The organism is Pseudomonas sp. ABa2 (assembly GCF_056676075.1).
This window is the reverse complement of sequence record NZ_CM155239.1, coordinates 1,360,134-1,374,544: the sequence shown is the minus strand read 5'-3', so window position 1 is coordinate 1,374,544 and position 14,411 is coordinate 1,360,134. Positions and strand designations below refer to the sequence as shown.

The following is a 14,411-nucleotide window of genomic DNA, read 5'->3' as shown; positions in this document are numbered from 1 at the left end:
CACAGGTGGGCCAGTCGGACTTCTGCAGGCCGGCACAGCCGGTCAACAGGGTACTGGCCAGAATCAGGGGTACAGCTTTCCTTGTGATGCTCATACTTTAGGTCTCCAATGTTCATCGGCCCATAACCGACTCAAGAGTAGTAAAGACAGGAGTTATGCAATCCGCCAGCTATAGAAGGCATAGCGCATAATTTCTCCTCGCTCTAGGCCGATTGCCGGCGCCACGTTAGTCTTTGCCGCCCTGTTCGAGGATGTTCGATGACTGCCAGCCCCTCTTCCCGTACCCCGCAGCAGGCCCTGGCCGCCCTGCTCGCCCGCTATACCCCGGAGAAACTGCTGCTGGTCGGGGCCAGCGAACTGCCCGCGCTGAGCGCCTTCCACGGCGCTCACCCGCAGTGCCGGGTGGCCACGGCGCCGGCCGCCGCCCTGCCGGCCGAGCTGGCCGCCCAGCGCTTCGACCTGGCGCTGCTGGTCGACTGCCTGGAACACCTGAGCAAGCGCGACGGTCTGCAACTGCTCGGCGGCATCCGCAACCTCAACGCCAGCCGCGTCGCCGTGCTGGTCGACCTGCAGGCCGCAGACTGGCGGGAAACCGATTTCTTCGCCCTGGCCATGCAGGCCAGCGAGCAGTTCCAGCGCGAAGGCCAGACCCTGCACCTGTTCACCTACGACCTGCTCGACTACAAGCAGGTGCCGGACTGGCTGAACGCCAAGTTCTGGGCCAACCCGGAAAACTTCGGCAAGTACTGGTGGTAACGCCATGAATCCACTCGACCCCGTTTGCCCCTGCGGTAGCGGCAACCCCCTCGGCCACTGCTGCGGCCCCTACCATGCCGGCACCGCCGCGCCCAGCGCCGAACTGCTGATGCGCTCGCGCTACAGCGCCTACGTGCTGGGCCTGGTGGACTACCTGGTCGCCACCACCCTGCCGGCCCAGCAGAGCGCGCTGGATCGCGCCGCCATGGCCGCCTGGAGCGCGCAGAGCACCTGGCTCGGCCTGGAGGTGGAAAGCAGCGAGCTGTTCGGCGGCCAGCCCGAGCATGCGCAGGTCTGCTTCGTCGCCCGCTGGCACGACGCGCAGGGCGAGCACAGCCACCGCGAACGCTCGGCCTTCGTCCAGGTCGGCGGGCGCTGGTATTTCCTCGACCCGAGCGTGCCGCTGAAAGCCGGACGCAACGATCCCTGCCCCTGCCGCAGCGGGCAGAAGTTCAAGAAATGCTGCGCCGGCTACCTGGCTTGAACGCTCGCACCTGACGCCTGCGGCCTTTTCTGCTTGAGTTGTGGGCGCCCGCCGGCACGTTGCCGGGCGCGGACGCTCAACAAGGAGAAAGGCATGCACAAGCGAAGTGGTGTGGCGATCATCCTGGCCAGTCTGCTGTTCGGCTGCGCCAGCCAACCGTCCGGACAGCAGGGGGAGCGCCTCGATCTGGGCGACAGCGCGCGCGTCAGCCGCCTGTTCGCCTACCCCAACAACTGCAGCGTGATCTGCTACCGCGACTGGACGCTGGAGCAGACGGTGCAGCATTACCTCGAACAGAGCCTGGCGCGCGACGGTTACGCCGACGCCCGGGTGACCATCCACCGCCAGGGCGAGCGCCTCTACGCCGACTTCGCCGGCACGCCCAAGGGCTACGGGCAACCGCTCAAGCAACTGCTCGACGCCGGCGACCTGGCCTACGATGGCGCCAACCAGCTCAACCGCGACGGCAAATGGCAGTACGACTGGTACTTCTTCCTGCCCTTGGGCATGGCCCTGGACAACCGCAAGAGCGTCGAGCTGCTGCATTTCCCCCCGGACTATTCGCTGACCCAGGCACAGGACTACCTGCGCTCCAGCACTACCGATCGCTGGGCCGCGCTGCTGGTCAGCAACGGCGTGCCGGCGACGCAGACCCCGGCCTACCAGACCATCGTCGATATCGCCCCGATCGCCGCGCCGGCCAGCGCCGGCAGCGCCCTGCAAGGGGTCTACGGTTATTTCAACGACTACCAGCAGCGCATGGTGCGCGAGCTGAGCGCCGGCAAGGGCGGCGCCAGCCTGCCCATGGTCGCCTTCGGCAGCCCGGTGCGCGACTGGGTCAAGCAGCAGTATGGCGTGCAGCTGGCGGTGCTCGGCCTCGGCCAGATCGAGGCCGCACCGGGGCAGCAAGTGTCGGTGCTGGGCGCCAACCACCCCAGCTATATCTGGTACGCCGCCGATCCGGCCAACAACCAGGGCAGCCAGGCCAAGGCCGATGCCACCGGCATCCGGGTCATGGGCCAGGATCTCAGCGCCGCCTGCTGGCAAGCCGGCATGGGCCGGCAGCCCGCCGGCGATCCGCAGCAGACGCTCGCGAGCTGCACGCAGAAATGGCAGGTCACCGACCAGTTGCAGACCTGCGAGCTGTTCTACGTCTCGGTGCGCAAGCTCAAGCCCGAAGACGCCGAGGCCAAGTGCCAGGCGAGCTGAAACGACCGGGCCCGCAGTGGCGGGCCCGGTGTCATTCCTGCAGTTTCAGGTGCGAGGTATCCGGCGGCGGCGCGGCCGGGGCAGCCTTGGCCTGGCCCATGTCGCTGCCTACAGGCGCCAGGCTGAACTGCGACAGATCGACCTGCGGTGCAGCGGCCTCGGGCTTGGCGTCCTGCAGATCGGCGCCGACCGGTGCGATGCCGAAATCCGGCGCGTCCACCTCGCTGAAGGCGGCCATGTATTCGTCGCGCGGCGCCACCCGCAGGCGGCCGCCAGTGGCACTCGCCAGCGGCGCGGCAGGCGCAGGCTCGGCGGCGGGCGGCGGCGCCAGTTCCACCTCCTCCACCGGCAGGTCCATATCCACCACCTCGACCCGCGCGCCGGCGCGCTCCAGGGTGGCGCGATACTTCTCCGCCCCGGCGGCATCGAGGTTGTTCTTGATCACGATGCGCCGCCCGGAAAACAACTGGGCGATGCGCTGGGCATCGGCCTGGAACAGCTTGGCCAGATTGGCCTTGACCAGCTCCGGTTGGGCGCCCGGCACCAGTTGCCCGGAGAAGGCGATCTCGTAGCGACTCATGGTCACACTCCTGTCCTATTCGGCCCTCAGTATGGCGCAGGTTTTTTGACGCTAACACCGCAGGCGTCTCATCCACCGCTTTTCGGCCGACTTGGGCAGAAACCTGCGGCAACCTCGCGGCAAAAAATAATGATGGAGTGCCCAGGTTGCAGCCGAGCGGTTGCTTGTTACACTGGGGGCGTTATTGGGGGTATGACATGCTTTCTCAGGCGCAAACGATAAGAATTATCAGCCTATTGATGTTTTTTGGCCTGTTCTCGGGCCTCGCAGGATGCTCCACCTGGATGACAGGTGGTTTCAAGGACCCGGACGTCCAGCTCATCAAAGTTGATGTAATCAAGGCCAGGCTGCTCGAACAGGAGTTCCGCCTGCGTTTTCGCATCGACAATCCCAACGGCGTCAGCCTGCCGGTGCGCGGCCTCGACTACGCCGTGCACCTCAACGAGATGAAACTCGCCGAGGGCTATTCCAACGAGTGGTTCACCGTGCCCGCGCACGGCCACCACACCTTCGAGGTGCCGGTGCGCACCAACCTCTGGCGCCACGTGCGGCAGATCGTGAAGATGCTGGAGAAACCCGACGAGCCGATCCGCTATCGCCTGCAGGGCGAAGTGAAAACCGGCATGTTGTTCGGACGCAGCGTGCACCTGTCGCGCAATGGCGAGATAATTCCCGGCGATTTCATCCCGGAGTAACCGCCATGAGCAACCAACCCCACGTCCACGGCCCCGACTGCAACCACGATCACGACCATCATCACGATCATGACCACGTCCACGGCCCGCATTGCAACCACGGCTATCAGGAGCCGGTTCGCAACGCGCTGAAGGACGTAGGCCGCAACGACCCTTGCCCCTGCGGCAGCCAGAAGAAGTTCAAGAAATGCCACGGCGCCTGAAGCCCCGATGAATGCGCCGACCCTCGCCCTGCTGCTCGCCGGTCTGCTGCTGATCGCGGCTCTGGCCGCCTATGCCTGGCATCTCTGGCGCCGCGTCTGGGCGCAGCAACGCAGCCAGGCCGCCGCCCAGCAGGAGCGCCAGCAGCGCCTCGGCGGCGACCTGACGATTCTCGCTGGCAGCCTGCTCGACGAGCAGTTGCCGCTGATCGAAGGCGCCATCCGCATCAAGGTGCTGCTGGACAACTACGACAGCGAACTGAGCCGCGACAGCCGTTGCCAGGTGTTCCATCTGCTGTTCGAGGCCACCGCCGAGGTGCCCACCCATGGCGCCTGGAAGGCGCTGGACAAGCACGAGCGGCGGCGCTTCGAGAAGCGCTTCAACGAGCTCGAGCTGCAGCACAAGGCCGCCGCCCGTACGGCCGCCCGCTGGTTGCTCGACGAAGGGCTGAAGAGCGCTCGGCGAAACGCCTGAGCACCTCTTGCCAGGCTCTGCGCCCCTCATTACCGTGGCGACTTCATGGCCGATCAGCAGCGATCGGCCCGTCGCGCGCAGCCGCCACACCCCGACCTATCGCCTGCCAAGGAATTTCGCCATGCGCACGCTGGCCTGCCTGACCCTTGCCGCCTCGCTGACCGGCCTCGCCGGCTGCCAGTCCCTGCTCAACAGTCGTTATGCCGACAGCGTGCCGCCGACGCGCGGTGTGGAACGTATCCAGGGCCTGGCGGAAAGCGCCTCGATCCGCCGCAACGCCCTTGGCATGCCGCTGATCGAGTCGGGCACCTTCCACGATGCGCTGTTCGCCCTGGGCTACGTGCATGCCGGCGACCGCCTCAGCCAGATGGTCGGCATGCGTCTGCTGGCAGAAGGGCGCCTGGCGGAAATGGCCGGCCCCGGCGTGCTGGAGATGGACAGGTTCATGCGCGCGGTGAACCTCAAGCGCAGCGCCGAGGAGCTCTATGCCGGCGCCTCGCCGCGGCTGAAACGCTTCTTCGAGGTCTACGCGCGCGGCGTCAACGCCTACATGTTCCGCTACCGCGAGCGCCTGCCGATGGACCTGGCCGAGTCCGGCTACCGGCCGGCCTACTGGAAGCCGGAGGACTCGGTTCTGCTGTTCTGCCTGCTCAACTTCGGCCTGGCGGTCAATCTGCAGGAGGAGATCGCCGCGCTGGTCATGGCCCAGCAGGTCGGCGCCGACCAGCTGCCCTGGCTGCTGCCGATCTACCCCGACGAGGCGCTGCCGTTCGACGAGGCGCAAAAGCTCGCCGGCCTCGACCTCAAGGGCCAGCTGCCCGGCCTGCAGGCCGTCGGCCAGGCCGCGGCGCAGATCGCCGCGCAGCACATGCTCGGCGTCGCCGCCTCGAACAACTGGGCCATCGCTCCCGAGCGTACGCGCGGCGGCAAGAGCCTGCTGGCCAACGACACCCACCTGCCGCTGGCGATGCCCTCGCTGTGGAATTTCGTGCAGATCCGCTCGCCCAAGTACCAGGCGGCCGGCATCTCGCTGGCCGGCGTGCCGGCCGTGGTCGCCGGCTACAACGGCAAGCTGGCCTGGGGCATGACCATGGTCATGGGCGACAACCAGGACCTGTTCCTCGAACGGGTCAAGCGCGAGGGCGGCCGCCTGCTGTACCTGGCCGACGGCCAGTGGCTGCTGGCCGGCGAGCGCCAGGAGACCTTCTTTATCAAGGGCCAGCGGCCGATCCGCGAGACACTTTACGAGACCCGCAACGGCCCGCTGCTGAACTCGGTGCTGGGCGAGCGCAAACACGCGCTGCAACCAATGCGCCTGGAGAGCGGCTACGGCCTGGCGCTGAAGACCACCCAGTTCGAGCGCGACGCCAGCCTCGACGCCTTCTTCGACCTGTCCCGCGCGCAGTCGGTGGACGCGGCCTTCGAGGCCACCCGCGAAATCCGCGCCATGCCGCTGAACATCGTCTTCGCCGACGCCCAGCACATCGGCTGGCAGGTCACCGGGCGCTACCCGAACCGCCGCGAGGGCCGCGGCCTGCTGCCCTCGCCCGGCTGGGACGCACGCTACGCCTGGGACGGTTTCACCGACCCGATGCTCCACCCCTACGACCAGGACCCGCCGCAGGGCTGGCTGGGCAGCGCCAACCAGCGCAGCGTGCAACCGGGCTACGGCATGCAGCTGTCCAGTTCCTGGTACTACCCCGAGCGCGCCGAACGCATCGCCGAACTGGCCGGCAGCGGTCAGCATGACGGCCGCAGCATGATCGCCATGCAGTACGACCAGACCTCGCCCTTCGTCGCCAAGCTGCAGGCCATGTTCAACGACCCGGGCATGCAGGGCCCGCTGCGCGACGCCATCGCCGCCCTGCCGGCCGCCCAGCGCCCGCGCGCCGAGGAAGCCCTGCAACGCCTGCTGGCCTTCGACGGCAGGTTGGCCGCCAGCTCCGCCGATGCGGCGATCTACGCCGCCTTCCTGCATGAAAGCGCACGGCAGACCTTCCTCGACGAACTCGGCCCGGACAGCAGCCCGGCCTGGCAGGCACTGGTGCAGACCGCCAACACCTCCTACTCGGCGCAAGCCGACCACCTGCTCGGCCGCCCCGACAGCCCGTTCTGGAACGACCTGCGCACCCCGCAGCAGGAAGACAAGCCGGCCATCCTCGCGCGCAGCCTGGCCGCCAGCATCGAGCTGCTGGAAAGCCGCCTGGGCCAGGAGCGCAGCGCCTGGCAATGGGGCAAGCTGCACAGCTACGCATGGATCACCGAGACCACCCGCCTGGCGCCCTATATGAGCGCCAGCCAGCGCGCCAGCATCAATGCGCTCAAGAGCTACCTGGACCGCGGCCCCTACCCGGCAGGCGGCGACCACAGCACGCTCAACGTCTCGGCCTATGCCTGGGGCCAGGACTTCGACACCTGGCTGGTCCCGGCCATGCGCATCGTCGTCGACTTCGCCGCCGCCGAGCCGCTGCGCGGCGTCAACAGCTCCGGCCAGTCGGGCAACCCGGCCAGCCCGCACTATGCCGACGGCATCGAGGCCTGGCTCAAGGGCGGCTACATGAGCTTCCCGTTCCGGGCAGAGAACCTGGACAAGGTCTACGGCAACCAGCGCCTGCTGCTGATGCCGGCCAGGTGACGACCGTTCGTCGGGTGGTGCTGAACCTTTCCGTCGGCGCCTCACTCAGACTATTCGACTTACTCCATAGATCATCGTTTAAGGCGCCTCTGGCGCCTTTTCTTTTGCCTGCGCAAAAGTCGCGGCCAAAAGATGGCCTTTTTACATCATCGAATTGAACTTACCGCCGACGCCGGGTTCGGAACCTGTGCATCGATTGAAAGCTCCTGGCGCCTCTGGCGCCTTTTTTTATGGCCTGCCATCCCTGGCGCCCCCTACGGGCCGTCGCTGCGCGACGTTAAAAATGCCTCCCTGGCATTTTTTGTCCGCTCCTCGCGCCCGTCGCTCTCTAGCCTGCACTTTTCCCCTGGATCGACGTAAGCTCTAGCGCTTTACGTTTCCCCGCTTTGCAGCGCCGACCCGCATCAAGGAGCCCGAGATGAGCAACCGCCAAGCCGAAATCGCCGCCGCCCTGGAGGTGGTGCCGCCCTTTGCCGACGAAACCGCCCTGGTCGCCGAGATCGAACGGCGCAAGGCCTTTATCAAGCAGTGCCTGCGCAACTCGGGGCTGAAGGTGCTGGTGCTCGGTATCAGCGGCGGCGTCGACTCGCTGACCGCCGGGCGCCTGGCGCAGTTGTCGGTGGAGGAGCTGCGCGCCGAAACCGGCGATTCGGCGTACCGCTTTATCGCTGTGCGCCTGCCGCACAACGCCCAGCACGACGAGCACGACGCCCAGGACTCGCTGAAATTCATCCGCGCCGATGAAGAGGACACCGTCAATATCGCCAGCAGCGTGCTGGGGCTGGGCGAACAGGTCACCCACCTGCAGAAACTGAGCGATGCGCGCCGCGACTTCGTGGTCGGCAATATCAAGGCGCGCATCCGCATGGTCGCCCAGTTCGCCATCGCCAACGCCAACAACGGCCTGGTGATAGGTACCGACCACGCCGCCGAGGCGGTGATGGGTTTCTTCACCAAGTTCGGCGACGGCGCCTGCGACCTGGCGCCGCTGTCCGGCCTGGTGAAGCATCAGGTGCGCGCCATCGCCAGGCACCTAGGCGCACCGCAGCACCTGGTGATGAAGACCCCGACCGCTGACCTGGAAGAACTGCGCCCGGGCAAGCCGGACGAGGAAGCCCATGGCGTCAGCTACGCAGAGATCGACGCCTTCCTGCACGGCGAAACGGTCAGCGAGGCGGCCTATGCCACCATCGTCCGCACCTTCGATGCCACCCGCCACAAACGCGAGCTGCCGCTGGTGCCCTGAGTGCCTGCGCCGCGGGCTGGAATGCCCGCGGCAGGCTACGCTGTTTTGAAGTAACGGCCCGCCCCTAGTCGCGCGGGCTCGAGCCACTTCAGCCGGGGTACGCCGCATGTCGCCGAACGCCACGCCAGAACGGATCTTTAACCGTACCCTGCTCGACACCCTGATCCGCGCTGGCATGATCGCTGCCCTGGTGGTGGCCTGCTTCGAGGTGTTCAGCCCCTTCCTCAGCCTGATGTTCTGGGCGCTGATTCTCGCCGTCACCCTCTATCCGCTGCACAACCTGCTCAAGCCCCGCCTGGGCCACAGCGACAGCCGTGCCGCCACCTTGATCGTGATCCTGGCGATCGCCGTCCTGCTGATCCCCATCTACCTGCTCGGCACCTCGCTGACCGAGTCGGTGCAGGCGGCAATTGCCACGGTCAAGTCGGGCGCCGTGCATATCCCGCCGCCACCGGATGCGGTCGCCCAGTGGCCACTGATCGGCAAGCAACTGCATGGCTTCTGGGCGCAGCTCGCCTCCGACCTGACCGGCGTCGTGCAACGCCTGGCCCCGCATCTCAAAGACATGACCCTGGGCCTGCTCGGCAAGCTTGCCGGGGTGGGAGTCGGCATGCTGGTCTTCATCGCCGCGCTGATGATCGCCGGCATCATCATGGCCTACGGCGAAAACGGCCATCGCAGCGCCCGCCGCATCTCGGCGCGGATATTCGAGCCGGGTCGCAGTGATCAGCTGGTCGAGCTGTGCACAGCCACCATCCGCGCCGTGGCCCAGGGCGTGATCGGCATCGCCTTCATCCAGATGCTGCTGATCGGCGCCGGATTCATCTTCATGGGCGTTCCCGGCGCCGGCCTGCTGGCCCTGGCCGTCTTGCTGCTGGGGATCATGCAGCTGCCGGCCACGCTGATTACCCTGCCGGTGATCGCCTTCGTCTTCTTCAACGAAGGCGCCACCCTGGCCAGCATCGTCTTCGCCATCTACGTGTTCGTCGCCGGCCTCGCCGACAACGTGCTCAAGCCGCTGCTGCTCGGCCGCGGCGTGGACGTGCCGATGCCGGTGGTGCTGGTCGGCGCCCTGGGCGGCATGGTCAGCGGCGGCATCATCGGCCTGTTCATCGGCCCGGTGCTGCTGGCGGTGGGCTACAAACTGTTCTGGCAATGGGTCGACACCCCGCCCGCCAGCAGCGCGGCTGGCCCGCGGGATGGCGATTAAGCAGCGCCGCGCCTGGGCATTGCTGGCCGCAGCCAGCCTGGCTGGCTGCGTGCGCCTGGGGCCGGACTTCCAATCGCCGCGGCAGGCCTGGATCGACCACTGGGACAGCCAGGCGCTGAACGCGGCCAGCCAACAACACCCGCAGCCGGACAACCGGCAATGGTGGACGCAGTTCGACGACCCGCTGCTCGAGCGCCTGATCGCCGAGGCGGACGTCCACAACCCCAACCTGCGCATCGCCGCCCTGCGCATCCTCGAGGCCCGCGCCCAGCTCGGCATCGCCCGCAGCGGGCGCTACCCGCAACTGCAGCAGGCCAGCGCCGACGCCTTCTACCTGGACCGCAACCAGTACGGTGGTGACACCGAGCTGGACAGCAGTGCCTGGCAGTACGGCGCCGGCTTCGACATCGGCTGGGAGCTGGACTTCTGGGGGCGCTACAGCCGCGCCATCGAATCCGCCGATGCCAGCTACTTCGCCGCCCGGGCCAACTACGAGGACGCCCTGGTGCTGCTGCGTGCCCAGGTGGCGCAGACCTACTTCGCCCTGCGCACCGCCGAGGCGCGCCTGGGCATCGCGCGCGACAACGCCAGGCTGCAGCAGCGCAGCCTGGAGATCACCGAACGCCTGTTCAACAGCGGCAACAGCGACGAACTCGACCTGCAGCAGGCCAAGACCCAGTACCTGGGCACCCTGAGCAGCGTGCCCGAGCTGGAGGCCCAGGCGGCGCAGACGCGCAACGCCCTCGCCGTCCTGATCGGCCAGCCGCCGGGCAGCCTGCCCGAGCTGAGCGCGCAGACCGGCCTGGTGCCGCTGGTCGACCAGGCCCTGCTCGACGACGTGCCGGCCAACCTGCTGCTGCGCCGCCCCGATGTACGCGCCGCCGAACTCCAGGTGGCCGCCCAGTCCGCCCTGATCGGGGTGGCCGAGAGCGACCTGTACCCCTCGCTCAGCCTGCTCGGCAGCATCGGTTGGTCGGCCAGCAGCCAGGCCGGCAGCCCCGATACGGTGAGCCTCGGCGCCGGCCCCAGCCTGACCTGGAACCTGTTCGACCACGGCCGCCTGCGCAACAACGTGCGCGTGCAGGATGCGCGCCTGCAGCAACTGATCGAGGCCTACCGCGACCGCGTGCGCCAGGCCGCGCGCGAAGCCGACGACGCCGCCACCGGCCTGAGCAAAGCCCTGGAGCGCGAACGCATCCTGCGCCAGGCCGCGTTCTCGGCCCAGCGCTCGCTGACCCTGGCCAGCGCCCAGTACCGCGAGGGCTACTCCGACTTCCAACGGGTGCTGGACGCTCAGCGCGCCCTGTTCGTCCAGCAGGATGGTTATCTGGTGGCGCGCAGCGCCGCACTGAGCAACCTGATCGACCTCTATCGCGCCCTCGGCGGCGGCTGGTACAGCAGCCAGCCATTGCTCGACGACGCCACCCGCGAGCAGATGCGCCAGCGTACCGACTGGGGCGAGCTGCTCGACGAACAATCACCACCGTCCGCCCAGGCAGCCACGCCATGACCGACAGCCCGGAAACTACCGACCAGCCAGCCGCCAAACCCGCGGGCAAGGAGCAAGATCCCAGCCGCCGCGGGGTGCAGATCACCCTCGCCGCGATCGGCCTGACCCTGGTCTGGTACCTGCTGGCCGACCGCTTCACCCCCTATACCCAGCAGGCGCGGGTGCAGGCCTACGTGGTCGCGGTGGCACCGGAGGTGGCCGGGCGCATCCAGCGGGTGCTGGTCGGCAACAACCAGACGGTCGAGGCCGGCCAGGTGCTGTTCGAACTCAACCCGCAGCCCTACGAGATCGCCGTGGCCAAGGCCCGCGCCGAGTTGGAAAACATGCGCGGCCAGGTCGGCGCCAGCACCGCCGCCATCGACTCGGCCCTGGCCTCGCAGCGCGCCGCCGAGGCCGGCGAGCTGGAAGCCAGGCAGGATCGCGAGCGTCTGGAACGCCTGTATCGCGAAGACCCCGGGACCATCTCCCTGCGCCGCCTGGAAATCTCCCGGGCCAATTTGCAGCAGGCCATCAGCCAGGTGGCCGCGGCCCGTGCCGAAGTGCAGCGCGCCCGCGAAAGCGAGGGTGGCAGCGGTGCGGACAACGCCCGCCTGCGCAGCGCCGCCGCGGCACTCGAGCAGGCCGAGCTGGATCTGAGCAAGACCCAGGTACGCGCCGCCTCCGCCGGGCTGATCACCGACCTGCGCAGCGAAGTCGGCCAGTATGCGGCGGCCGGCAGCCCGCAGATGACCCTGATCGGCCTCAACGACCTATGGATCAGCGCCGAGATGAGCGAGAACAACCTCGGCCACCTGCAGCCCGGCACGGCGGTTGCCATCGTCCTCGACGCCCGCCCCGGGCATGTCTATCGCGGCCGTGTGCGCAGCATCGGTTACGGCATCAGCGTCGGCCAGAGCACCCCGCCCGGCAGCCTGCCGACGGTGGAGAACAGCCGCGACTGGCTGCGCGCGGCACAGCGCTTCCCGGTGATCATCGAGTTCGCCGAGGGCGAACTGGGCGACTACCAGGGCCTGCGCGTCGGCGGCCAGGCCGAGGTGATGGCCTTCCCCAGCGAGGGCAACCCGCTGAACCTGCTCGGCCGCGCCTTTCTGCGCGTGATGAGCTGGCTGTCGTTCGCCTACTGATGGCCGGCCCGACCGATCCACGCCCGCAGCGCGCCCTGCGCCTGGCCTGCGGGGTGGCCTGTGGCACCGTGCTGGGCTTCGGCCTGGGCCTGCCGCTGCCGTTTCTCACGCCGGTGCTGGTGCTGCTCCTGCTGGCGATGAGCAACCAGCCGCTGACCCTCAGGGCCAGCCTGAGCCTGGCCCTGGTGGCCGCCCTGACCTGCGGCAGCGGCCTGCTGCTGAGCCCGCTGCTGCGTCACTCGCCGTTCAGCGGCGTGCTGCTGGTGGCACTCGGCCTGTTCTTCAGCTTTCGTTTCGCCCTGCGCGGCGGCAATGGCCTGCTGTCGACCTTGCAGGTCATCGGCCTGACCCTGATTACCGCCGCCGGCACCAGCTCCATGGCGCTCGGCCAGGAAGTGGTGATCGCGCTGATCAAGGCCGTGCTGCTGACCACCCTGTGCGTGGCGATCGGCCACTGGCTGTTTCCCGAACCCGCAGGACTGCCGCCCGCCGCCAAGCCGGCGGCCATGGGTCAGGCGCGTTCCGAGTGGATCGCCCTGCGCGCCATGCTGGTGGTGCTGCCGGCCTGGCTGCTGGCGCTGATCGACCCCGCCAGCTACATACCGCTGGTGATGAAAGCGGCCAGCCTCGGCCAGCAAGTGTGCGGCACCAGCGCCCGCGACGCCGGCCGCGAGCTGCTCGGCTCGACCCTGCTCGGCGGCGCGCTGGCCATAGCCTTCTGGGCACTGCTGAGCATCCTGCCGCACCTGTGGCTGTTCTTCCTGCTGATGCTGCTGTTCATCCTGCTGCTGGCGCGGCGCCTCTACCAGTTGGTGGCCAACCGCCTGAGCCCCGGCTTCTGGCTGAACAGCGCGATGACCCTGATCATCCTGCTGGGCCAGTCGGTGCAGGACAGCGCCCTCGGCAAGGATGTCTACAGCGCCTTCGCCATCCGCATGGGCCTGTTCGTCCTCGTCACCCTGTACGCCTGCGCGGCGGTTTACCTGATCGACCGGCGCGTCACCATGCCCCCTGAGGAAAAGCCATGTTCCTGAACCTGCTGATCGGCCTGCCCATGACCATGCTGTGCCTGCTGCTGCAGGCCGTGATGGTCGCCCTCAGCCTGCGTCGTTATATCGACTATCGGCATGGCCTGAGCCGGCCATCGCTCGGCAGCACCATCCTGACCCTGAGCCTGGTGATGCTGTTCATGCTGTTCGGCAACTTCCTGCAGATGAGCATCTGGGCAGGGCTGTACGTCGTGCTCGGCGAATTCGAAACCTTTGCCCAGGCCCTGTACTTCTCCGGCGTGACCTTTTCCACCCTGGGTTACGGAGATCTGGTGCTCTCCCCGCCGCGGCAGCTGCTGAGCGCACTGGAGGCGGCCAACGGCATCCTCATGTTCGGCGTCTCCACGGCCGTGCTGACTGCCGCACTCGGCGACGTGCTCAAGCACTACGCCCAGCAGCGCAAGACCGCACAGGAGCCCTGAGGCACTGCGCCGGCTGGCAAACGGCTAACCGCTGGTCGCCAGCCGCTTATCGAGCGGGGCAAAGACGAAAAAGCCGAGCAGAGGCTCGGCTTTTTCGGATGCAGCGGCCATTCAGGCCTTGGGCAGGGTCACGCCCAGCTGGCCCTGGTACTTGCCGCCGCGATCCTTGTACGACACCTCGCAGGCCTCGTCCGACTGCAGGAACAGCATCTGCGCCACGCCCTCGTTGGCGTAGATCTTCGCCGGCAGGGTGGTGGTGTTGGAGAACTCCAGGGTCACATGGCCTTCCCACTCCGGCTCCAGCGGCGTGACGTTGACGATGATGCCGCAGCGCGCATAGGTGCTCTTGCCCAGACAGATGGTCAGCACGTCGCGCGGGATGCGGAAGAACTCCACGGTGCGGGCCAGGGCGAAGGAGTTCGGCGGGATGATGCAGACGTCGCTCTTCACGTCGACGAAGCTCTTCTCGTCGAAGTTCTTCGGGTCGACGGTGGCCGAGTTGATGTTGGTGAACACCTTGAATTCGTCGGCGCAGCGCACGTCGTAGCCGTAACTGGACACGCCGTAGGAGATCAGCCGCTCGTTGCCTTCGGTGCGCACCTGGCGCTCGACGAAGGGCTCGATCATGCCGTGCTCGAGAGCCATGCGGCGAATCCACTTGTCCGATTTGATGCTCATGGCGAGGTGTCCTGAATGGGCGGTGGCGAAAAAAGTGAGCGCATCTTACCGACCCCGGCGCCCCGCTTCAAAGGCTGTCGACCGGCGTCACGACCGGCCGCCGCGAGTTATTTGCAAGAAAGACGCACGCAGCATTCG

At 67.5% G+C, this 14,411-nt stretch carries 15 protein-coding genes; 13 read left to right on the top strand and 2 right to left on the bottom strand.

The features are described from left to right. Nucleotides 1-258 precede the first annotated feature (258 nt). From AC1G9C_RS06595 to AC1G9C_RS06585, 3 genes are all read left to right on the top strand, one after another. Nucleotides 259-756 (top strand): DUF6231 family protein, encoded by a 498-nt coding sequence (locus tag AC1G9C_RS06595; protein ID WP_122108693.1) that lies wholly within the window; start codon nucleotides 259-261, stop codon nucleotides 754-756. Between the two features lie 4 nt (nucleotides 757-760). Further along, nucleotides 761-1,240, top strand: coding sequence for a YchJ family protein (locus AC1G9C_RS06590; protein ID WP_480409750.1), 480 nt, complete (start codon nucleotides 761-763; stop codon nucleotides 1,238-1,240). A 93-nt stretch (nucleotides 1,241-1,333) separates the two neighbouring features. Next, the gene (locus AC1G9C_RS06585) at nucleotides 1,334-2,449 is read left to right on the top strand and encodes a hypothetical protein (protein ID WP_480409749.1); all 1,116 of its coding nucleotides are present in this window, start codon (nucleotides 1,334-1,336) and stop codon (nucleotides 2,447-2,449) included. A 31-nt stretch (nucleotides 2,450-2,480) separates the two neighbouring features. Here AC1G9C_RS06585 and AC1G9C_RS06580 read toward each other — a convergent pair whose 3' ends face one another. Then, on the bottom strand, nucleotides 2,481-3,029 hold the full coding sequence (locus AC1G9C_RS06580) for a hypothetical protein (protein WP_480409748.1): 549 nt from the start codon (nucleotides 3,027-3,029) through the stop codon (nucleotides 2,481-2,483). A gap of 197 nt (nucleotides 3,030-3,226) precedes the next feature. On the opposite strand from AC1G9C_RS06580, the gene AC1G9C_RS06575 reads away from it, so the two are divergent. The 10 genes from AC1G9C_RS06575 (at nucleotide 3,227) to AC1G9C_RS06530 (ending at nucleotide 13,595) form a co-directional block, all read left to right on the top strand. Continuing rightward, entirely contained in the window at nucleotides 3,227-3,724 is a 498-nt protein-coding gene (locus AC1G9C_RS06575) for an LEA/WHy family protein (RefSeq protein ID WP_480409747.1), read from the top strand. Between the two features lie 5 nt (nucleotides 3,725-3,729). Beyond that, a complete protein-coding gene (locus AC1G9C_RS06570) occupies nucleotides 3,730-3,927 on the top strand; it encodes an SEC-C metal-binding domain-containing protein (protein WP_480409746.1) in 198 nt (65 codons plus the stop codon). Between the two features lie 7 nt (nucleotides 3,928-3,934). Next, nucleotides 3,935-4,399 (top strand): DUF2489 domain-containing protein, encoded by a 465-nt coding sequence (locus AC1G9C_RS06565; protein WP_021444499.1) that lies wholly within the window; start codon nucleotides 3,935-3,937, stop codon nucleotides 4,397-4,399. 121 nt (nucleotides 4,400-4,520) lie between these two features. Next, complete coding sequence (locus AC1G9C_RS06560; protein ID WP_480409745.1) at nucleotides 4,521-7,034, top strand: penicillin acylase family protein; 2,514 nt, start codon at nucleotides 4,521-4,523, stop codon at nucleotides 7,032-7,034. Nucleotides 7,035-7,452: 418 nt separating this feature from the next. Beyond that, a complete protein-coding gene (gene nadE / locus AC1G9C_RS06555) occupies nucleotides 7,453-8,280 on the top strand; it encodes an ammonia-dependent NAD(+) synthetase (protein WP_480409744.1) in 828 nt (275 codons plus the stop codon). Nucleotides 8,281-8,386: 106 nt separating this feature from the next. After that, the gene (locus tag AC1G9C_RS06550) at nucleotides 8,387-9,490 is read left to right on the top strand and encodes an AI-2E family transporter (RefSeq protein WP_480409743.1); all 1,104 of its coding nucleotides are present in this window, start codon (nucleotides 8,387-8,389) and stop codon (nucleotides 9,488-9,490) included. Then, a complete protein-coding gene (locus AC1G9C_RS06545; RefSeq protein WP_480409742.1) occupies nucleotides 9,480-11,000 on the top strand; it encodes an efflux transporter outer membrane subunit in 1,521 nt (506 codons plus the stop codon). Before AC1G9C_RS06550 ends, AC1G9C_RS06545 begins: the two co-directional genes overlap by 11 nt. Beyond that, complete coding sequence (locus tag AC1G9C_RS06540; RefSeq protein ID WP_480409741.1) at nucleotides 10,997-12,124, top strand: HlyD family secretion protein; 1,128 nt, start codon at nucleotides 10,997-10,999, stop codon at nucleotides 12,122-12,124. Before AC1G9C_RS06545 ends, AC1G9C_RS06540 begins: the two co-directional genes overlap by 4 nt. Then, nucleotides 12,124-13,158 (top strand): DUF2955 domain-containing protein, encoded by a 1,035-nt coding sequence (locus AC1G9C_RS06535; RefSeq protein WP_480409740.1) that lies wholly within the window; start codon nucleotides 12,124-12,126, stop codon nucleotides 13,156-13,158. Before AC1G9C_RS06540 ends, AC1G9C_RS06535 begins: the two co-directional genes overlap by 1 nt. Continuing rightward, nucleotides 13,149-13,595 (top strand): potassium channel family protein, encoded by a 447-nt coding sequence (locus AC1G9C_RS06530; protein ID WP_021446085.1) that lies wholly within the window; start codon nucleotides 13,149-13,151, stop codon nucleotides 13,593-13,595. The genes AC1G9C_RS06535 and AC1G9C_RS06530 overlap by 10 nt, the downstream gene beginning before the upstream one ends. 111 nt (nucleotides 13,596-13,706) lie before the next feature. On the opposite strand, the gene dcd is transcribed toward AC1G9C_RS06530, so the two are convergent. Then, nucleotides 13,707-14,273: a dCTP deaminase gene (dcd, locus tag AC1G9C_RS06525; RefSeq protein WP_021446086.1), complete on the bottom strand. Its 567-nt coding sequence runs from the start codon at nucleotides 14,271-14,273 to the stop codon at nucleotides 13,707-13,709. Between the last annotated feature and the right edge of the window lie 138 nt (nucleotides 14,274-14,411).